Source organism: Flavobacterium fluviatile (genome assembly GCF_010645065.1).
Classification (GTDB): Bacteria; Bacteroidota; Bacteroidia; order Flavobacteriales; family Flavobacteriaceae; genus Flavobacterium; species Flavobacterium fluviatile.
On the sequence record NZ_JAADZW010000005.1, the window covers coordinates 74987 to 94413 of the forward strand.

Consider the following 19427-nt stretch of genomic DNA (forward strand, 5'->3'; position numbering starts at 1 on the left):
TTTTTTAATAATCAATAACAAAAAAACAGACCATCGTTATTTGAGGTCTGTTTTCCTGCTGATTGCGATTTCTAACAGAAATCTAATCTAATTATTTCAATTTGTTTTCAGTATCTGTATAATTACCTGTAATAGTTACTCCGCTATTTTTAGTTACTTTTCCGTAAATAGTTATTGAAGAATTGCTGCCAATAAAATTAATTTTTGCACCACTGTTAAGTCTCAGGTCACCCCAAATTACAACTGAACCTTCAATTTGTAATACAGCATTACTGTTAATGATAAGCTCTGTTGGATTTGGCTGCTGATATTTACCCTGAGCTAAACTTCCTCTCATGTTAAATGTACCACCACTATTAAGTATTAAACCGTTTTGAATTGATATTGAACCGCAATGTGTTAATACTGCACCTGAATTTACTATGGCAGAATTAATGGCAGTAGAACCGGCAAATGATTTAGCCTCATTTGAATTTAAAATCAAATCTTTACCCTGATTATAGGTTCCGTATTGAGAGCAGCTTGCAAATGTATTATTTGGTTTTTCCATCTTAATGATTTTTAAACCACCTTTTCCACTCGCTACATAAATATAGTTACCGCTGGATTTAACATAGTTTGATGATCCTGAAATTCCTAAGGTACCTAGTAAACTAAGCTGGCTTCCGGTTTGATAGACATTAAGTCCCGCAGCACCATTTGCAACGAAAGCGTATCCTTCGTTTACAGAAACGGCATTTGTGACATTATCTTCTCCTGCTATAGCTATATTTATAGTTTGTAATTTTGAACCAGTATTAATATCATAAACACCCAAACCATTATATCCTTCAGAGACTAAAAGTTTTGTTCCGTCTATTTCCATTGTTCTTTTGGCTCCGCTCACATCTGAGGAGGTTGCAAAGCTTTTTTGAAGCGCTAAAGTAGATTGATTGTAAATATTTACTCCTTTTGTACCACTTAAGGTTATAATTTTATCGTTGCTTAATGCTACAGAACGTAAATCTTCGACAGCTACTTTTCCTGTGATTGCTTTAGTTGAACTGTTTAATTTAAAAAGGCTTCCGTTATCACCTGTTACGGCAAAATACGATGAATTATTTGCCGCAACATCTGTTGTAACCCTGCTTTCTAAATAGTTGATTTTATATTTATCTGTAAGCAGGCCGAAGTTTAATTCCATATTAATTATGATAGAAGGATTTACCAATAACGGATCAGAATCTACATCTTTTGCTGCGCCGATAATTAAATTTCCATTAGCATAAGTAAGTGATACAATATCTGTGTTGGCGATTAAAGCAGAACTAACTAATTTTGGCTTATAAGGATCAGATACATCAATGACGTCGATGGCTCCTGAATAAACTTCGCCTCTCATAATGTAAGATACATAAGCGTAATTCCCATTTACAGCAACGTGACTTGCCTGTAATGTTCTTCCATTACTATCAACAGGTGCATTTATTTCAGCTATCTGTACTAGTGGAAGCGTTGTAGTTGCAGCAGTACTGGAAAATTTTCCTGTAGCACTGTTGTTTTCGATTGAAATTACTCCAGAATTGGTATAGTCAAGTCTTTTATTTAAAAAACTCTCATCTGTAGTAATTGTGATTTTATTTTTCGACTGATTATCATTTGTATTATCATCATTATTGTCACAACCTATTAAAAGTGACAAAGCTAAAAATGAAAATAAATAAACATTCTTTTTCATAAAATTTGTTATTGGTTTTTAAAATTCGGTGCAAATGTAAGTTGTTTTTTATAACATGATACAAGTAATAATGTTAAATTTTTTCATCAAAGTTCTTGTTTTACAGTAATTTAGGTTTAAGTGTATTTGGGCGGTTTTTTTAAACATTTAATCGTAAAAAAAAAGAGAGTGCCAAAATTTGGCACTCTCTTTTGCTGCAATTTAATAACTATTTATCTTCTTCCATGACCATGATTAACGTTGTGTCTGTCATTTCTATCATCTCTATCATATTTATCATGATGTTTGTAGCTTTTATGATGATCACGGTGACGGTCATTATATCCGTATGCAGTTCTGGGCTTATAACATCTTTGTGGAGCACCGTGATATCCTTTATAGTATTTAGCTTTATGTCTGGCAAAATGTTTATAAGGAGTTCGTCCATGGTAATCATTTAAAACTACCTTGTAACCTCCATACAAATCGTAATTTCTGTAATGTCTTGGCAGATATGTAGTCCTAACCCATCTTCCTCCTCCAAAATAAATAAATTGTGAAGCGCGTACATCATAATAAGCTTCAATATCTGGAAGATAATAATATTCCATTTCAGTATATCCGACTGGTCCCCAGGCTGGGGGATTTCCTATATTAACATTAACTGATACCTGTGCTTGTGTCGTATTTGCAACTATTAGAAATAACCCAACGATTGCTAATTTTATAGTTTTCATCTTTCAAAAATTTAATTGTTAATCTATATAATCGGGGTATTCATATATTGTGCCAAAAAAAAAAATTAAAATGAATTTAGTCTGAGTACAAAAACATTTTGAAATAAAATGTAGTACATAAAATAATCAATGTTGTTGATATTTAATGTGTTGCAATTTTTGAAAGCTGAATTAGATTTTTATGAAAAAATATAATTATTTATATTCAACAATACTAGGTTTTCCTAATTCAAAAGACTGAAGACCGATATCATGAGTTTCAACAGTGTTCGTTTTGAAAATACTTTGACCCTGAAAAGGAATTGAAGGATAATAAGATACGGATAGCTGAAATGCACTAAAAACAAGATAGTCATTACTAATTAAAACTCCGAGACTTATTTTCGAATAATATTTATTTTTAAGCAAACCGGAAGAGCTGTTGCCCAATACAGCAATAGAATAATTAAAATAAGGATTTAACCTGAATCCTAAAACTTCTTTTGGTGCATAAGTCTGTGTTTGCAAGGTTAGAACCATTTTGCTCTTACCATAATGTGCTGCATTAAATCCCTGAAGTCCGTAATTTTCGTTTATCGTAAGCTGATCTCCGATGCTATTTTCCCTGTTTATTCCTATAATTATTTCAGGTTTAATAAATTGTCTTAATTTCCAATTTCCGATTGTCAAAAGATTTGTGAAATAATTGGCTCCAATAGCAATAGATGTCTGATATGTTTTTCTCTGATGGAAAAAAGTCCCAATTTCAAAATTAGTACTCAGAAATCCCCATTTGTAATAGTCACCAAATGATGCCTGAGCCCCGAGATAAGGACGCCAAATTTTATTTTTATATTGGTAACCGGCAGTAATTCCATATATTCTTCCAATAGGAACGTCTTCTGTATATCCATTTCTAAAAATATAATTGTCTTTCACGAATTCCCTCGTATTGATTCCAAAACCCATTAAAAATTGTCTTTCGTCTGAAAAAAAATTGATGGTGTCAAATGAAACAGTAGGCTTTTCTGTATAATCAATGTTTAAGAAACGTCCGGAAACTATCAGATTGGTTGTTCTTTCCTTTTTTTTTGGAGTCACACCGCTTATCTTAAATGCTTTAGCACCCCAAAAGTCATGAGAATTATATTTGAATGGCTGAAATTCATATTTTAGGGCTGCATCCTGTAAAGTGTCACGCCTAAATTGCTGTCTTAAGATGACACCACCAGCCCATTTAGCAAGTGGAGAATAAAATGGACGCTCGATTGAAGCGCTTTTGATATAGTTATCATCTAAATCATTATAGTATTTAAATTTAGTTGATATAAAAGTGTTTTTAATATTAGGAATGGTGTATAATGCATCATGACCGTTATGTCCGTCTGAGAATCGATTCGTAAATCTGTATTCCAGCTGTTGGCCTGTACCGAAGATATTACGATCATTAAAACCAACACGAACCTTTGAACCTGATATGGAAAATTTAGGAAGAAGGCTCCACGCATCTAAAACACGAATCGTAACATCAATGGAATCATTACCTTCACCGGCTAATTCCTCTGAGATATTTACTCTGCTCACATATCTTTGTGATCGGATGATACGTTCTGTTTCTTTTATTTTATAGCTGTCGTATGCGGAATTCCTTTTAAAAAGCAATAAATTTTGGATAGCAAACTTTTTAGTCTTGAGGTGTAATTTATTTCCTGTTCTTTCACCCCAATTATTTGGAACCATAGTGGAATCAGTATCGGAATTACCAAAAGGATCCAACGTTATGATTCTGATTTTTCTAATAATTTTACCATCTACATTGGACAGGTGTTTATTTTCAGCTAATGTTTGGTTTTTCTTTTTAATTTTTGAAGGCTTGAAAATTATTTTTCTTAAAAAGTTAGTAAATTTTCTTTTTTCTGAAAGTTTTTTAATTTTATGATATGTCTCAACACTGTCTTTTTTAGTTTGTTTTTCTTGTGAAAAAGCACTTTGGGAAAAATTCCAAAGAAGGAGCACTAAAACTATTTTTATAAAGTTTTGAAACATGCTAATAAAGTTAGCTGAAATTATAATTTATATTAAGAAATGAATCCTTTTTAATCAACGTTTTTATTTGCGTTTTTTAATTTTCTGATTCTCCATGTAAATTTTTTAGGCATGTGATTGCCCATAACATAGCCCCATGGTTCTAATGATTCTATTCTGTCAAAAATAATTTTCAGAATAGCTAATAATGGTATTGCCAAAAACATTCCTGAGATTCCCGCAACACCACCACCAACAATGATCCCTATAATTGAAACAAAAGCGTTAATCTCTACTTTTGAATTAATTATAAGAGGAACAAGTACATTATTATCAATAAGCTGAACAATGATATTAACAACAAGAATACTTACTATCATTGATACATCTGGTGTTCCTGTCAGTGAAGATAAAATAGTCAAAATACCCGCAATCGTAATTCCGATATATGGAATTAAATTTAAAATCCCAGTCATAAGCCCCAATAAAATAAAATATTTAGCCCCTATAATCCATAGTCCCAAACCTGTTAAAATTGAAACTACAAACATTTCAAAAATTAGCCCCAGAATATAATTATTTATAGAAATTTTTATATGGGTTATGATTTCCAGTAGTTTAGCATGGTCTTGTTTGTCAAATAATTTTGCTAAAAAAAGAATAAAATGAGTTTTGTATAAGAGAAATAAAAATGTGAATACAACTACAAGCATACAATTAAATAGAACATCGCTTAATGATCCAATAGCAGTTCCTAATGTTCCTGATCCATTTTGTACAGAATCATTTGTCACTTTTTCAATATATTTTTTTTGTTCCCAAATACTGATTTGAAATTGTTCATGTATGTAAGATTGTAAATTATTATAAAAAGCTATTGCATTTTTTTTAATAATGTCAAAATCATTAGCAAGATCTGTTATCTGAAAAGACAGGAAGGTTAAGATTCCTGCTATACAAAGTACAAATACGAATACGGTTATGAATGAAGCAATATAAATTGGAAATCGTAATTTTAAATGCAATAAACTATGTAGAGGTAATAGCAGAACTGTGAACATAAATGCTAACATTACCGGAGTAATAACATCACTTCCAATATAAACTATGAGACTTATACAAATTAAACTTAATAGTATAAAAGTAAGTTTAGCATAAAAAGGCAAAGTTAGAGGTTGGTTCATTTTTTTTGGATTTTTTATAACTTAAATTAGGCTAAACAAATATTAAACTTAATTTTGTTTATATTGTTTTAGCTTTAAAAATATAGTTTATAAAATTCCCATTATATCAATCATAAAACTCTTTATCCTCATATACGGGAGGCAAAATCGATATTCCTTTTTGTAATAAAAGATTGTTTGGGTAGATGATTTTTTCTCCTTCCTTAGTTTTTAAATTTACATGAAAAGCATTAATATCTTCTATCTCGGCTTCTATAGGGAAATCCTTGTCATGTATTTTTATAGTGTCACCTATTCTGAAAGGAAAAGAAAAAAACAAAATCATTCCGGAAGTAATATTACTTAAAATCGACCATTGCGCAAACATAGCAACGCCAATTACAGTCGCAATCGACGAAACAGTTATAAAAATATCTTTAGTATCAACTCCCCAAATAATAATCAAACCTATTGTTACCAAAATATTCATTAAAATATGAATGTATTTAATAACGAGATTTGTACGGTGTTCTAATAAGTGGCTTGTACTGGCGTATCTTCGTACTAATTGCGCAATGATGACACGCAGGGCCGCTAATATTATTAGGAGAATTATAGTGGTTAAAATTTCCTGGCTATATTCTTTAAATGAAAACATAAATCAATTTTTACTCTAATATACTCAAATATTCGTAAACTTTTGCTGTAGGAAGCCCCATAACATTAGTATAAGAACCTTCGACTCTGGTAACAGCCATAAAACCAAACCATTCCTGTATGCCATAAGCTCCGGCTTTGTCATAGGGTTTAAAGTTTTCGATATAATATAAAATCGCCTCATCTGATAAAGTAGTAAGAGTCACTTTTGTGATATCATGTAAAAGGGTAGAAGCAGAAGTTGTTTTAAAACAAACAGAAGTGATTACTTCATGGGTTTTTCCTGACATAGACTTTATCATTTCAAAAGCTTCTTCAGCATTTTTAGGTTTCCCTAATGCTTTATTTTGATGCCAGACAATAGTGTCGCTGGTAATCAGGATTTCATTTTCTTTTAATTCTCCGTCAAAAGCATTTGCTTTTAAAAGTGCTAAAAAGTCTGTAATTTCAACAGCCTTCAATTCGGCAGGATATATTTCTTCAACATCTTTTAATCGAATTTCAAAATCCAAATCCAAGTCTTTAAAAAACTGTTGTCTTCTCGGCGAACCCGAAGCGAGGATTAAGTTATATTTTTTTAATTTTTCTTTAAGCATTATACTGAATGTTTAAGGTAATAACCACAATTGACAGAATTCCGAAAAATAATATTAGTTTCAGGACAGTACTTAAATGATGAAACTCTTTTTGCGATTTAGCAGTAAAAGTTTTAATTATAAAGTAAAGAAGCGGTGCCAAAACCAAAATAAAACAATATAAAGTGGCTATGAAAAGGCCGTTATCAACAAAGTAATTTTTAATATAAAGCAATAATAAAATAAAAGGTATAGCTGAAATTACAGAAGCAACTTTAGCGGTTCGGCTAATGCCAAGTGCAATAGGAAGTGTATTCATTCCCTGATTGTAATCTCCGTTAACATCCTCAATGTCTTTAACTATTTCGCGGATAAAATTAATCATAAAGGCAAATAACGCATAATCAGTCAAAATAGAAAACAAACTAGTCATTTGTGCTTTATTTTCGGCAATGGTTGCAGGAAAAATGTCAAAAACACCAATGATAATTACACTCATTGCTAATAGAAATGCCACAACCAAATTCCCTAAAATCATGATTTGCTTTAAAGTTGTGGAGTAAAAGTAAAGTAAAGAAGCCATTAGTATAAAAATAGTTGCAAATCCGGGTCTTCCTATAACATTTGAAAGGTAAAAACCAATCGCAACTCCTGTAATATTTAAAGCAATATAAATATTATAGCCTGATGTTTCTGAAACACTTTTGCCAATTATAACCTTCTCAGGTTTGTTAATCTGATCGGTTTCAGTATCAAAAACGTCGTTGATAACATATCCGGCAGCTGCCAGTAAAACAGTGCTTAAAACTAATAAATCGTATTGCCAGTCTGATAAGGCCAGGGGAATGTTTTGTCCTTTTAAAAATGCATAACGGAATAAAAACTGCATAAGAGCTAGCATTAACAGGTTTTGGTAACGAATAAGTTTGAGGTACTTCATTTTTTAAGATTCTAAGGACTGAGATTCTGAGTTGTTTATTAAAATGTATTTTTATATGATTTTAGATATAGTACTGACATTTACCTTAATCATGTTTTCCGTTAAAATATTCCATCCATTTCCCCTGTACTTTCATGACTTGTTCGATTACATCACGAACACAGCCTCTTCCGCCTTTTACGTGCGAAACATAACGGCAGATATTCTTAATTTCAGGACTTGCATCTTGAGGACAGGTTGGCAAACCAACTAGTTTCATGACATGAAAATCCGGAATATCGTCACCCATGTACAATACATTTTCAGGCTTAATATTGTGAATATTAGTGTATTCTTTGAAAGTTTTTACTTTATCAGGAGTTCCTAAATATATATCTGTTAAACCTAAATTACTCAATCTTATACGAACGCCTTCATTGCTTCCGCCTGAAATAATGCAAACGTTAAAACCGCTTTCTACAGCTGCTTTCATAGCAAAACCATCTCTTATATTCATTGTGCGAATCATTTCGCCTTCATTCGTTACAAAAACGGAACTGTCTGTGAGTACGCCGTCAACATCAAAAACGAAAGTAGTGATGTCATTCATTATTTCTTTAAAGTGTTTTGCCATTATTTTGTATGGATTGTGTTAGGAGTTTATAGATGTTTTTTTGATTTTCATCTGTTAAATAACTAAGATGAGCTTCAATAGTTATAGAATCATTGCGTTTTGCGGGGCCTGTCTGTGCATCGGCGGGAGTAAGAGTTTTTATTTTTTCTGCAGTTTCCTGAATTAGCGGTTTTAAAATTTCAAAGGGGACGTGATGCTCTTCGCAAATTTCCTGTCCGATTTTATACAAATGATTCGTAAAATTGTTTACAAAAACAGCCGAAACATGCAATGCTTTTCTTTGTTCTGAACTTATTGGGAAAACTGTATTCGAAATACTTTTGGAAACTGTTTTCAAAATAGTGTAATCGGCTTCATTTTCAGCTTCCAGACAAATCGGAATTATCGAAAAATCAACTGGTTTGGCTTTTGAAAAAGTCTGTAAGGGATAAAAAACACCTTTTCGGTTTTTTGAATTTAAAATAGCAATCGAAGATGTTCCCGATGTATGAACTACTAATTGATTTTCAAAAGGGAGTTGTTTTGAAACTTCAGCAATCGCATCGTCTGTTATCGAAATGATATACAAATGAGCTTCTTTCAAATCTGAAAGATCAGTTACAATTTTGTCAGGATCAATAAGATGCGTCAGTGATTCTTTTTTTCTTGAAAACACCTGTTTAATCTCTGTTTCTTCACTTTTAGCGAAAGCCTTTATCAAATGTTGAGCTACATTTCCGGAGCCAATTATACTTATTTGAATCATAATGCAAAATTAGTATTATTTTTTAAGTGATAACGACTGATTTTGCATATTAAAAACCTTTTTTGCATTATGAAATTTTTTAAAAAAACAGAAAGATATAAGTTATGATTTTATCATTCACTAAATATTGTAAGATAAGATTGAGAATTCAATTAAGAGGTTTTCTTTTTGGTTTTAATTAACAAAAGACAAATAATAGGAATCAACATTTTTAAGTACTTTTGTGCCACTTTTATACACAGTAATTCCTTCAAAATGGATAAAAAAATATTCTCTTTTTTGTTTTCTACACGATTAATGGCCGTTCTTTTTTTAACATTCGCAATCGCAATGGGTGTTGGAACTTTTATCGAAAGTAAATACAATACGGATACTGCCAGAATTTTAGTTTACAACACATGGTGGTTTGAGGCAATAATGGTGTTTTTCCTGATCAACTTCTTCGGAAATATCAAACGCTATCAGTTATTAAAAAAAGAAAAATGGGCGACTTTATTATTGCACATCGCCTTTATTTTTATTCTTTTAGGAGCTTTTATTACACGTTATATCAGTTATGAAGGCATGATGCCAATTCGAGAAGGGGCTGCTGAAAATCAAATTTATTCAGATAAAACATTCCTGACTGTTTTTGCAGATGGCGAATACAAAGGAGAAATGAAACGCAGGACTTTTGAAAAAAGCCTTTTATTTTCGCCTGTTACAAATAATGATTTTACTCTTTCAGGCAAATTTGACGAAACTCCTTTTGAAGTTACTTATGTGAACTACATAATGGGAGCAAAAGAAATCATAAAACCTGATCCAAACGGAACATTATATATTAAGTTAGTTGAAGCAGGGGCCGGTGGTCGTGAAGAACATTTCCTGAAAGAAGGTGAAGTTCAAAATATTCACAACGTTTTATTTGCTTTGAATAAACCCACTGACGGCGCCATAAATATTAATACAACAGGAAAAGAATATACCATTCAGACTCCTTTTGAAGGTGATTTTATGCGAATGGCAGATCAATTCAAAGGAAAAGTAACAAAAGATAATGTACAGCCTTTGATGATGCGTTCATTATACAGTATTGGCGATATCCGAATTGTGTTTCCGGATCCTGCAGTAAGAGGAATTGTAGATTATGAATCGAATAATGATTATAAGGCCAAATCCCACACCGATGCATTAATCGTAAAAGTTAAAGCTGAAGGTCATGAAAAAGAAGTACGCCTGTTAGGTTCTAAAGGAAATATAGGGGAGCCGAAAACGGTAAAAATTGGAAACATTGAGTATTCCTTATTCTTTGGCAGTAAAGCCTATATTTTACCTTTTAAAGTAAGATTAAATGATTTTATAGCAACTAAATATCCGGGAACAGAGAAAAGTTATTCGGCATTTGAAAGTAAAGTTACCGTTCAGGATTCCACAGAAACTTTTGATGCCAGAATTTATATGAACCATGTTTTGGATCATAAAGGATACAGATTTTTCCAGTCTTCGTTTGATCCGGATGAAAAAGGAACTGTACTCTCTGTAAACCATGATTTCTGGGGAACATCTATAACTTATTTAGGGTATTTTATGTTGTTTTTTGGTCTAATGGCGATCATGTTTACCAAAGGTTCCCGTTTTACAGATTTAAAGCGCAAACTTGAGAAAGTAAAAGACAAAAAAGCTAAATTAATTACAATTGTGGTTATAATGCTAAGTTTTAACGGTTTTGCACAAGAGCCACATGTTCATACACCTGGAGACAATCATAACCACAATCATACACACACTCATAGCGATGACCCCAACGATCATGCCAATCATGTAACGCGTCCTCCAAGCCAGAAGCAAATAGATTCATTACTTAATATTTACAAAGCTCCGGAAGCTCATGCGGCCAAATTTGGACGTTTGATTATTCAGGATGCAGGGGGAAGAATGAAGCCTATTAACACTTTCTCTTCTGAATTGTTACGAAAAGTAAGTCACAGTGATACCTATAACGGAATGAATTCTGATCAGGTATTTTTGTCGATGACACAATATGGACAGGTTTGGATTCAGGTTCCGATTATCCATTTAAGAGCCGGAAATGATAGTATCAGAAAAATTATCGGGGTAGATAAAGATGCGAAAAATGCACCTTTTGTGAAATTTTTCGACCAGAACGGTAATTACAAATTATCTCCTTATTTGGATACAGCTTATAAAGCAGCAAACCCGAATCAGTTTGAAAAAGATTTCATTGAGACAGATAAAAAGGTCAACCTGATGGAATCTGCTTTGATGGGAAGTATTTTAAAGATATTCCCGGTTCCAAATCATCCGGGCGATAAATGGGTTTCATACTTAGAATTAGATCACGCTGGCTTAAAAGGTATGGAAGCTACTTATACCAGACAAATTATTCCATTGTATTTTAGAGCTTTAAATGATGGTTCTATTTCTAAAGATTTTAAAACTGCGGATGATTTAGTAGAAAGTATCAATGGTTTTCAAAAGAAATTTGGGGCTAAAGTACGTCCAAGCGAAGAAAAAATTGATGCTGAAATTGCCTATAATAAATATGATGTTTTTAAAAAACTGCCTTTTTGGTACCTTGGAGCATCTGTTTTGATGTTGATCTTTACGATTGTAAACATCTTTTTCGAGAAAAAATGGCTTCGTATTACTATAAATGGTTTTCATGTCATTATCGGAATTCTGTTTGGATTGCATACCTTAGGATTAATTGCCCGCTGGTATATTTCCGGGCACGCTCCCTGGAGTAATGCTTACGAGTCAATTGTCTATGTAGCCTGGGCAACTATGTTTTTTGGACTGGCATTTGACAGAAAATCAAAACTTACCGTTGCCTCTTCTGCGTTTGTAACAGCAATGATTTTATCTGCTGCTTATATGAACTGGATCGATCCTGAAATTGCAAACCTGCAGCCCGTTCTTAATTCATATTGGTTAATGATTCACGTAGCAGTGATCGTAGCAAGTTACGGACCGTTTGCATTAGGATTTATACTTGGTTTTGTATCATTAATATTGATTTTCTTTACAAACAAGAACAACAAAGCCAAAATGGATCTAAATATCAAGGAAATCACTTATATCAACGAAATGGCATTGACAATTGGATTAATCATGTTAACAATAGGAAACTTCCTTGGAGGCCAATGGGCCAACGAAAGCTGGGGCCGTTACTGGGGCTGGGATCCCAAAGAAACCTGGGCTTTAATATCGATTATGGTTTACGCTTTTGTAATTCACGCCCGTTTTGTGCCTGCCTTGAGAGGTAAATGGATATTTAATGTAATGAGTATGTTTGCTTTTATATCCATTTTGTTTACCTATTATGGAGTGAATTTCCACTTGGTTGGCCTGCATTCCTATGCAAGCGGTGAGGCAAAATCTCTTGACTGGATATATTATTCGCTGATTACAATTTCATTGATAGGAGCCATAACATATCCGAAATATCAAAAATACTATAAGAAACGATTAAAAAAATAATTCGAAGAGAGGTTCAGCAGAAAAGCTGAATCTTTTTTTTTGAATTAATTTTACATAAAATAGTTACAGGTAATCAGGAGCTTGTTCCTGCTGTCCACTATATCTTTTGTGGCGAACCCCGCCACAAAAGGATGCCGTTTCCATCAGGGCTAGAACTTCAGTTTTCATAGAGACTATTGAGCTAATTGAATATATTTTCAGGCTGAGCGGAGTCGAAGCCCTTTTTTCAATAGTTATTTAGTTGTTTAGGAACAAAAAAAGGACAGCATTTTTTTGCTATCCTTTTAATCAACTTATAAAAAGTATTATTTTTTTATGATTTCTTCTAAAACAGCTTTGTTTTCGTAGTTGGTCACTTTAAGAACAATTTCCTGATTTTTCACCGTTTTTCCTTCAATAACATACAGTTTTCCTTTTTTGTAAGGAACGTTACTCTGGTCAAAATCCACGTCACCAAATTGCAGTGTGTTTTTAATATCTGCGGTATCAATCCATTTTTCATTTAATGTGCGGATAGCTTTTTCAGAATATTGAAAAGGTTTGGTTCTTAGATTATTCAAAACCCTCGCATTCGGAAAATAATTGCAGCGGGTGTCTTTTCCACTAAAAACGAGTGCTACAAAAAAGCATCCCATAACCAAACCAACTAAATAATAAGCAAAACGGTGTACGAACTTCATGAATTAATTTTTTGCAAAGGTAAGCTAAAGTTGTTTTAGAAAACAAGTAAATTGATATCGTTATCAGGTAAATCGAACCATTCACCAATAGCTTTATTCGTCAGTATTCCGTGGTATAAATAAATTCCGTTTTTTAAGCCTTTATTACATCTGATAGAGCTTTCCAAGCCACCATCTTCAGCTATCTGGAGCAGGTAAGGAGTTAAAATATTGCTTATTGAGAGAGAGGCTGTTTTAGAATATCTGGAAGGAATATTAGGTACACAATAATGCAAAACATTGCTTTTTATAAAAGTTGGCTTTTCATGCGTAGTAACTTCTGATGTTTCGAAACAACCTCCTGTATCAATGCTGACATCTACAATTACGGCACCTTTTTTCATGTGTTCCACCATAGTTTCAGTTACAACAATCGGACATCGTTCTTTTCCTCGCATAGCACCTATCGCTACATCACAACGTCTTAAGGCTTTAAGTAGTGCTTTCTGTTGAATAGTAGATGTAAAAACGCGTTGATTAAGATTATTTTGTAAACGACGTAATTTGGTAATAGAATTATCAAAAACTTTTACATTTGCTCCTAAACCAATAGCTGTTTTTGCAGCAAATTCTCCAACTGTTCCGGCACCTAAAATAACAACATCGGTAGGAGGGACACCGGTAATATTGCCAAATAAAAGCCCTTTTCCAAATTCGTCGGTAATCATTAGTTCAGCTGCAATAAGTATGGAAGCTGTACCGGCGATTTCACTTAATGACTTTACTGCTGGATAGGAGCCGTCTTCGTCTTTAATATATTCAAAAGCCAGTGCGGTAATTTTTTTTTGCGCCAGAGCTTCAAAGTAAGCTTTCTTTTTTGTCTTTAACTGAATGGCAGATATGATAGTTGTTTCTGGATTAATCATTTTAATTTCTGCCAGAGTAGGGGGTTCGACTTTAAGCAGTAGCGGACATCCAAAAACTTTTTTGGTGTCATTAGTAACTTCTGCACCAGCATCACTGTATTCCTTATCTGAATAACTCGAACTTTCACCCGCACCTGATTCAATCATGACGCGATGTCCTTCATAAGTCAAAGAATTAACCGCATCCGGGGTCAGGCAAATACGACGCTCCTGATAACTTGTCTCTTTTGGGATCCCTATAAAAAGTTCTCTTTTTTGGCGGACAATTTCAAGCTTCTCTTCTTGTGGTAACAATTGCTGTTTCGTAAATGGGGTTAAGGTTATTGACATTGGATTGTGCAAAAATTAAGAGTACAAATTACGTAAAAAGTTTTAAAATTAATATAAAAATTCTGCTAATACATTAAGAAATTAACGTATTATTTTTTCCATTTTTATATCGGCTCTCTCATAAAGTCCTTTTTCAAGAACGACTTCAACAAAACCAAATTTTTTATATAAATGAATTGCGGGTGATAAAATTCGGTTTGAATATAAAATTAACTTTTTAATGTTGTTTTCTTTGGCTATGGAAAATGCAGAGAGAATTAATTTGTTGCCAATTCCAAGTCCCTGTACTTTCTCTGAAACCGCCATTTTACTTAATTCGAAAGTTTCTGTATCAATTTTCATTAGAGAAAAAGTTCCAATGATCTCACCATTATGTTTAGCATAAAAAATCATTCCGCCTTTGTCTATAATTTCTTTCTGCGGATTTGAAAGTACCAATTCGTCTTTTTCTTCTACTCTGAAATATTTTGTCAGCCATTCTGTATTTAAAGTTTTGATGTATTCTTTTAAATCTGGAGAAAACGGAATAATTTCTACTGTGTTTTGGATGTTCATTGATGTTATATTGTGAAATTAAATCAGTTTTAGTTCTCTTTTCCCATTCTCTAATAACTCAATTGTAACTAAAGAATGTTCCTCCGGAATCAGACTGGCAATTTTTTCAGACCATTCTATAAAACACCAGTTTCCTGAATATAAATAATCATCAGCACCCATATCCAGTGCCTCAGTTTCTTTATTCAATCTGTAAAAATCAAAATGATAAACAATTTGATTGTCTGAAGTATAATATTCATTGACTAAAGAAAATGTAGGACTGCTTGTAGCTTCTTCAACACCTAAGATTTTGCATAATTGTTTAATTAACGTAGTTTTTCCAACACCCATTTCCCCATTAAAAAGAATAATTTTTTTAGGATTTTGAGCAATAATTTGTTTGGCTACTTCCTGAATCTGATCTAATGAAAAAACGATATTCATTGTATATTTATTTAATGCGATTATCTTTCGCGAAAGCGAAATTATTAGCCACGAATTTACATTAATTTATTTTTTAAGATTAATAGAAGGACAATATTAATTAGTGAAAATTCGCGAAATTCGTGGCAACTTTTTTATTTCGGATTAAACACCAAAAACGGAATAATCATTTCTTCAAGTGAAATTCCGCCATGCTGGTAGGTGTTTTTATAATAACTAACGTAATGATTGTAGTTGTTTACGTAAGCTAAAAACAAATCATTTTTAGCAAAAATAAATGAGCTGCTCATATTTATAGCTGGTAAACCGATAGTTTTGGGCTCTTTTACAACATACACATCCTTTTGTTCGTAGGTTAAGCTACGGCCTGTTTTGTAACGTAAATTCAGACTTGTATTTTTATCTCCAACAACTTTTGAAGGATTTTTTACGTTTATGGTTCCATGATCAGTAGTCAGTATTAATTTGAAACCTAAAAGCTGTGCCTGCTGAATGATTTCCAGTAAAGGCGAGTTTTTAAACCAGCTTAATGTAAGTGATCGATAGGCTTTATCGTCTGAAGCAAGCTCTTTTACAACCTCCATTTCGGTTTTGGCATGAGACAGCATATCGACAAAATTATAAACTACAGTTACCAGGTCATTACCTTTTAAAGCTTTGAAATTCTCAGCAAGTTTTTTACCGCCGGAATAATTTGTGATTTTAAAATAATCTTCTTTAATATTCAACCCAAGGCGTTTCAGTTGAGCACTAAGAAATTCAGCCTCATAAAGGTTTTTTCCTCCTTCTTCTACGTCATTTTTCCAATATTCCGGAAACTGTTTTTCCATTTCAACCGGCAGCAAACCGGAGAAGATGGCATTTCTTGCATACTGTGTAGCGGTTGGAAGGATAGAAAAATAGGGAACTTCTTTTTCTAGTTTATAATAATTGGATATTACGGTTTCAAAGGATTTCCATTGATCGTAACGCAGATTGTCAACAACAACAAATAAAATTGGTTTATCTTTCTTTTTAAGTTCCGGAACGACTAATTCTTTGAATAAATTGTGGGACTGAATTGGTTTGTCTGCTTTTGGTGCAAACCAATCCTCATAATTTCTTTCAATATATTTTCCAAACTGTGAATTGGCTTCAACTTTTTGCGATTCCAGGATTTCAATCATAGCCTGATCGTTGATGTTTTCAAGTTCTAATTCCCAGAACAAAAGTTTTTTATATAATTCAACCCAGTCTTCATAAGAATTCACCATGGCTAATTCCATAGAAATTTTCCTGAATTCCTTCTGGTAATCTAAAGTTGTTTTTTCAGAAATCAATCTGGAATGATCCAGGTTTTTCTTTAAGCTTAGAAGAATCTGATTCGGATTTACGGGTTTTATCAGGTAGTCCGCAATTTTAGATCCAATTGCTTCCTCCATGATATATTCTTCCTCACTTTTGGTAATCATAATCATAGGAGTGGCAGACTTTTTCTCTTTCATTTCAGAAAGTGTCTCCAGCCCGCTCATACCGGGCATGTTTTCATCTAAAAAAACAATGTCGAAATTTTCTTCTTCAAACAAACCAATCGCATCCAAACCGTTGTTACAAGTAGTAACTGCGTAGTTTTTTTTCTCCAGAAATAATATATGTGGTTTCAAAAGATCGATTTCATCATCGACCCAAAGTATTTTTATCTTATCCATAATCATAATTGACTTTAATTTTTACTGCAATTTAAAAGTCTATAACTTAAAAAGTATTAAAAATAGTATAAAATTAAAGGAGCAGTTCTAATTATTTTAGAAAAAGAGAAGAAAAAAATTATCCGTGAATCGTTTCGCCTTTACCGTAATTTGTAATAATTGATTCTTCAAAAGCCAGCCATTCTCTCCAGCGTTTTTCGACGTCAATTCCGGTTCCGTATTTACGTGCGTAAGTGATGAAAGTAGTGTAATGCCCTGCTTCGCTTTCCATTAATTCCCTGTAAAAGACAGCCAGTTCTTCGTCCTGAATATTTTCAGAAAGCACTTTAAAGCGTTCACAGCTTCTGGCTTCAATCATAGCTGAAAATAATAATCTTTCAACAAGACCTGAAACACGGCTTCCGTCTCCGCTTTTTTTCATATATTGGTACAATTCATTTACATAATCATCTTTGCGTTCGCGTCCTAATTTTAATCCTCTTTTGATGATAATATTATGAACCTGCTCAAAATGATCGATTTCTTCCTTGACTAAAGCCAGCAAATCCTGTACTAAATCCTGATGTTCCGGATTATTGGTAATAATTGTAATTGCATTTGTGGCAGCTTTTTGCTCACACCATGCATGATCGGTCAGGATTTCCTCTATATTTTTCTCAACAATGTTTACCCATCTTGGGTCGGTTGGTAATTGTAATCTAAGTACGCCCATATTTTTTTTCGTTTATTTTGTTTCAGGTTTCATGTTTATTCAGGTTCTTTTAGTAACGAAAAAAGTTTAAAGTTTTGTTGTACGTTTTTCTGCGTCACAAAACTTTAAACTTTAAACCTGAAACAATTAATCTCAAATTTTATTTTTAGTAAACGAAAATTGGTCTTTCGCTCATCATTTCATTTACTTCATTAGCAACTTCTTCGATAAGTGCTTCATTTGTATGATCAGTAAGTACTTTATCGATTAAAGCCACGATAGTTTCCATATCTTTTTCAACTAAACCACGAGTAGTGATTGCAGCTGTTCCCACACGTATTCCTGAAGTTACAAATGGAGATTTGTCATCAAATGGAACCATGTTTTTATTTACCGTGATTTCTGCTTTTACCAATGCATTTTCAGCATCTTTACCGGAAATATTTTTATTTCTTAAGTCGATTAGCATCATGTGGTTGTCTGTTCCTCCGGAGATAATGTTGTAACCTCTTTTCACGAAAGCATCTGCCATAGCGTTAGCATTTTTTTGCAATTGCATCGCGTAAGTAAAGAACTCGTCTTTTAAAGCTTCACCAAAAGCAACAGCTTTAGCAGCAATAATGTGCATCAATGGTCCGCCCTGATTTCCTGGAAAAACAGCTAAATCCAATAAAGCTGACATCATTCTGATTTCACCTTTTGGAGTTTTTAAGCCCCATGGATTTTCAAAATCTTTTCCCATCAAAATCAAACCACCTCTTGGTCCGCGCAATGTTTTGTGCGTTGTAGTAGTTACAATATGGCAATGTGGAATAGGGTCATTTAATAATCCTTTTGCGATTAATCCTGCCGGGTGAGAAATGTCGGCCATCAAAATTGCTCCAACACTGTCTGCGATTACTCTGAAGCGTGCAAAATCCATATCACGGGAATAAGCAGAAGCTCCAGCGATGATTAATTTTGGCTGTTCTTTGGTAGCAATTTCCTGAATTTTATCATAGTCTAGTCTTCCAGTTTCTTTGTCAACACCGTAAAATACCGGATTGTAAACCCGTCCTGAAAAGTTTACAGGAGAGCCATGAGTAAGGTGACCACCGTGTGATAAATCGAACCCTAAAATTTTATCTCCAGGCTGTAAACAGGCGTGAAAAACAGAGGCATTTGCCTGGGAACCTGAATGAGGCTGTACGTTTGCATATTCAGCACCAAATAATTCTTTAGCACGGTCAATTGCTATCTGCTCAATAACGTCAACTACTTCACAACCGCCATAGTATCTTTTGCCAGGATATCCTTCCGCATATTTGTTTGTTAAAACTGAACCCGCAGCTTCTATTACTTCATCACTTACGAAGTTTTCTGAAGCAATAAGTTCTAATCCGTGAATTTGTCTGTCTTGTTCCTCTAGTATAAGGTCAAAAATTTTTTCGTCGCGTTGCATTTTTTCGTTTTTCGTTAATTTCCTGCAAAAATACAAAAAAACGTTTGTGAAACTGTTAGATTATGATATATTTGACATAGAATTTTTCAACAAATAAT

At 33.2% G+C, this 19427-nt stretch carries 17 protein-coding genes; 1 reads left to right on the forward strand and 16 read right to left on the reverse strand.

Going from position 1 to position 19427, the window contains the following annotated elements:
- Positions 1–91: 91 nt before the first annotated feature.
- The 9 genes from GXM17_RS07870 to GXM17_RS07910 all read right to left on the reverse strand — a co-directional run bounded on the left by GXM17_RS07870 (position 92) and on the right by GXM17_RS07910 (position 9130).
- Positions 92–1717, reverse strand: a complete 1626-nt coding sequence (locus GXM17_RS07870) for an LVIVD repeat-containing protein (RefSeq protein ID WP_163398749.1) — start codon at positions 1715–1717, stop codon at positions 92–94.
- A 212-nt stretch (positions 1718–1929) separates the two neighbouring features.
- Positions 1930–2433, reverse strand: coding sequence for a hypothetical protein (locus tag GXM17_RS07875; RefSeq protein WP_163398750.1), 504 nt, complete (start codon positions 2431–2433; stop codon positions 1930–1932).
- A gap of 195 nt (positions 2434–2628) precedes the next feature.
- Positions 2629–4458, reverse strand: a complete 1830-nt coding sequence (locus GXM17_RS07880) for a BamA/TamA family outer membrane protein (protein WP_163398751.1) — start codon at positions 4456–4458, stop codon at positions 2629–2631.
- Between the two features lie 50 nt (positions 4459–4508).
- Complete coding sequence (locus tag GXM17_RS07885) at positions 4509–5621, reverse strand: AI-2E family transporter (RefSeq protein ID WP_163398752.1); 1113 nt, start codon at positions 5619–5621, stop codon at positions 4509–4511.
- Positions 5622–5727: 106 nt separating this feature from the next.
- Complete coding sequence (locus tag GXM17_RS07890) at positions 5728–6258, reverse strand: mechanosensitive ion channel domain-containing protein (protein WP_163398753.1); 531 nt, start codon at positions 6256–6258, stop codon at positions 5728–5730.
- A 10-nt stretch (positions 6259–6268) separates the two neighbouring features.
- Positions 6269–6853 carry a Maf-like protein gene (locus GXM17_RS07895; RefSeq protein WP_163398754.1) on the reverse strand — a complete coding sequence of 195 codons (585 nt, stop codon included), beginning with the start codon at positions 6851–6853 and terminating at the stop codon, positions 6269–6271.
- A complete protein-coding gene (locus GXM17_RS07900; RefSeq protein WP_163398755.1) occupies positions 6846–7772 on the reverse strand; it encodes a geranylgeranylglycerol-phosphate geranylgeranyltransferase in 927 nt (308 codons plus the stop codon). The genes GXM17_RS07895 and GXM17_RS07900 overlap by 8 nt, the downstream gene beginning before the upstream one ends.
- Before the next feature lie 85 nt (positions 7773–7857).
- Positions 7858–8385, reverse strand: coding sequence for a KdsC family phosphatase (locus tag GXM17_RS07905; RefSeq protein ID WP_163398756.1), 528 nt, complete (start codon positions 8383–8385; stop codon positions 7858–7860).
- Positions 8369–9130, reverse strand: a complete 762-nt coding sequence (locus GXM17_RS07910) for a Rossmann-like and DUF2520 domain-containing protein (protein ID WP_163398757.1) — start codon at positions 9128–9130, stop codon at positions 8369–8371. The genes GXM17_RS07905 and GXM17_RS07910 overlap by 17 nt, the downstream gene beginning before the upstream one ends.
- A 255-nt stretch (positions 9131–9385) precedes the next feature.
- Here GXM17_RS07910 and GXM17_RS07915 point away from each other — a divergent pair, with 255 nt between their 5' ends.
- Positions 9386–12613: a cytochrome c biogenesis protein CcsA gene (locus tag GXM17_RS07915; protein ID WP_163398758.1), complete on the forward strand. Its 3228-nt coding sequence runs from the start codon at positions 9386–9388 to the stop codon at positions 12611–12613.
- Between the two features lie 305 nt (positions 12614–12918).
- Here the strand turns inward: GXM17_RS07915 and GXM17_RS07920 are convergent, their stop codons facing one another.
- The 7 genes from GXM17_RS07920 to glyA form a co-directional block, all read right to left on the reverse strand.
- Positions 12919–13293: a DUF4258 domain-containing protein gene (locus GXM17_RS07920; protein WP_163398759.1), complete on the reverse strand. Its 375-nt coding sequence runs from the start codon at positions 13291–13293 to the stop codon at positions 12919–12921.
- 35 nt (positions 13294–13328) lie between these two features.
- Positions 13329–14528 carry an alanine dehydrogenase gene (locus GXM17_RS07925; RefSeq protein WP_163398760.1) on the reverse strand — a complete coding sequence of 400 codons (1200 nt, stop codon included), beginning with the start codon at positions 14526–14528 and terminating at the stop codon, positions 13329–13331.
- 81 nt (positions 14529–14609) lie between these two features.
- Positions 14610–15083, reverse strand: a complete 474-nt coding sequence (locus tag GXM17_RS07930) for a GNAT family N-acetyltransferase (RefSeq protein WP_163398761.1) — start codon at positions 15081–15083, stop codon at positions 14610–14612.
- Between the two features lie 18 nt (positions 15084–15101).
- The gene (tsaE, locus tag GXM17_RS07935) at positions 15102–15509 is read right to left on the reverse strand and encodes a tRNA (adenosine(37)-N6)-threonylcarbamoyltransferase complex ATPase subunit type 1 TsaE (RefSeq protein ID WP_163398762.1); all 408 of its coding nucleotides are present in this window, start codon (positions 15507–15509) and stop codon (positions 15102–15104) included.
- A gap of 134 nt (positions 15510–15643) precedes the next feature.
- Positions 15644–17197 carry a T9SS response regulator signal transducer PorX gene (porX, locus tag GXM17_RS07940; RefSeq protein WP_163398763.1) on the reverse strand — a complete coding sequence of 518 codons (1554 nt, stop codon included), beginning with the start codon at positions 17195–17197 and terminating at the stop codon, positions 15644–15646.
- A gap of 118 nt (positions 17198–17315) precedes the next feature.
- Positions 17316–17909, reverse strand: a complete 594-nt coding sequence (locus GXM17_RS07945; RefSeq protein ID WP_163398764.1) for a MiaE family protein — start codon at positions 17907–17909, stop codon at positions 17316–17318.
- Between the two features lie 145 nt (positions 17910–18054).
- Positions 18055–19329, reverse strand: coding sequence for a serine hydroxymethyltransferase (gene glyA, locus GXM17_RS07950; RefSeq protein WP_163398765.1), 1275 nt, complete (start codon positions 19327–19329; stop codon positions 18055–18057).
- Between the last annotated feature and the right edge of the window lie 98 nt (positions 19330–19427).

What these genes read in the sequence shown, in the direction of transcription:
- glyA (WP_163398765.1), bottom strand. Translation starts at nt 19,329, where the DNA reads ATGCAACGCGACGAAAAAATTTTTGACCTTATACTAGAGGAACAAGAC.
- GXM17_RS07895 (WP_163398754.1), bottom strand. Translation starts at nt 6,853, where the DNA reads ATGCTTAAAGAAAAATTAAAAAAATATAACTTAATCCTCGCTTCGGGT.
- porX (WP_163398763.1), bottom strand. Translation starts at nt 17,197, where the DNA reads ATGGATAAGATAAAAATACTTTGGGTCGATGATGAAATCGATCTTTTG.
- GXM17_RS07930 (WP_163398761.1), bottom strand. Translation starts at nt 15,083, where the DNA reads ATGAACATCCAAAACACAGTAGAAATTATTCCGTTTTCTCCAGATTTA.
- tsaE (WP_163398762.1), bottom strand. Translation starts at nt 15,509, where the DNA reads ATGAATATCGTTTTTTCATTAGATCAGATTCAGGAAGTAGCCAAACAA.
- GXM17_RS07870 (WP_163398749.1), bottom strand. Translation starts at nt 1,717, where the DNA reads ATGAAAAAGAATGTTTATTTATTTTCATTTTTAGCTTTGTCACTTTTA.
- GXM17_RS07945 (WP_163398764.1), bottom strand. Translation starts at nt 17,909, where the DNA reads ATGGGCGTACTTAGATTACAATTACCAACCGACCCAAGATGGGTAAAC.
- GXM17_RS07900 (WP_163398755.1), bottom strand. Translation starts at nt 7,772, where the DNA reads ATGAAGTACCTCAAACTTATTCGTTACCAAAACCTGTTAATGCTAGCT.
- GXM17_RS07910 (WP_163398757.1), bottom strand. Translation starts at nt 9,130, where the DNA reads ATGATTCAAATAAGTATAATTGGCTCCGGAAATGTAGCTCAACATTTG.
- GXM17_RS07875 (WP_163398750.1), bottom strand. Translation starts at nt 2,433, where the DNA reads ATGAAAACTATAAAATTAGCAATCGTTGGGTTATTTCTAATAGTTGCA.
- GXM17_RS07890 (WP_163398753.1), bottom strand. Translation starts at nt 6,258, where the DNA reads ATGTTTTCATTTAAAGAATATAGCCAGGAAATTTTAACCACTATAATT.
- GXM17_RS07925 (WP_163398760.1), bottom strand. Translation starts at nt 14,528, where the DNA reads ATGTCAATAACCTTAACCCCATTTACGAAACAGCAATTGTTACCACAA.
- GXM17_RS07880 (WP_163398751.1), bottom strand. Translation starts at nt 4,458, where the DNA reads ATGTTTCAAAACTTTATAAAAATAGTTTTAGTGCTCCTTCTTTGGAAT.
- GXM17_RS07885 (WP_163398752.1), bottom strand. Translation starts at nt 5,621, where the DNA reads ATGAACCAACCTCTAACTTTGCCTTTTTATGCTAAACTTACTTTTATA.
- GXM17_RS07920 (WP_163398759.1), bottom strand. Translation starts at nt 13,293, where the DNA reads ATGAAGTTCGTACACCGTTTTGCTTATTATTTAGTTGGTTTGGTTATG.
- GXM17_RS07905 (WP_163398756.1), bottom strand. Translation starts at nt 8,385, where the DNA reads ATGGCAAAACACTTTAAAGAAATAATGAATGACATCACTACTTTCGTT.
- GXM17_RS07915 (WP_163398758.1), top strand. Translation starts at nt 9,386, where the DNA reads ATGGATAAAAAAATATTCTCTTTTTTGTTTTCTACACGATTAATGGCC.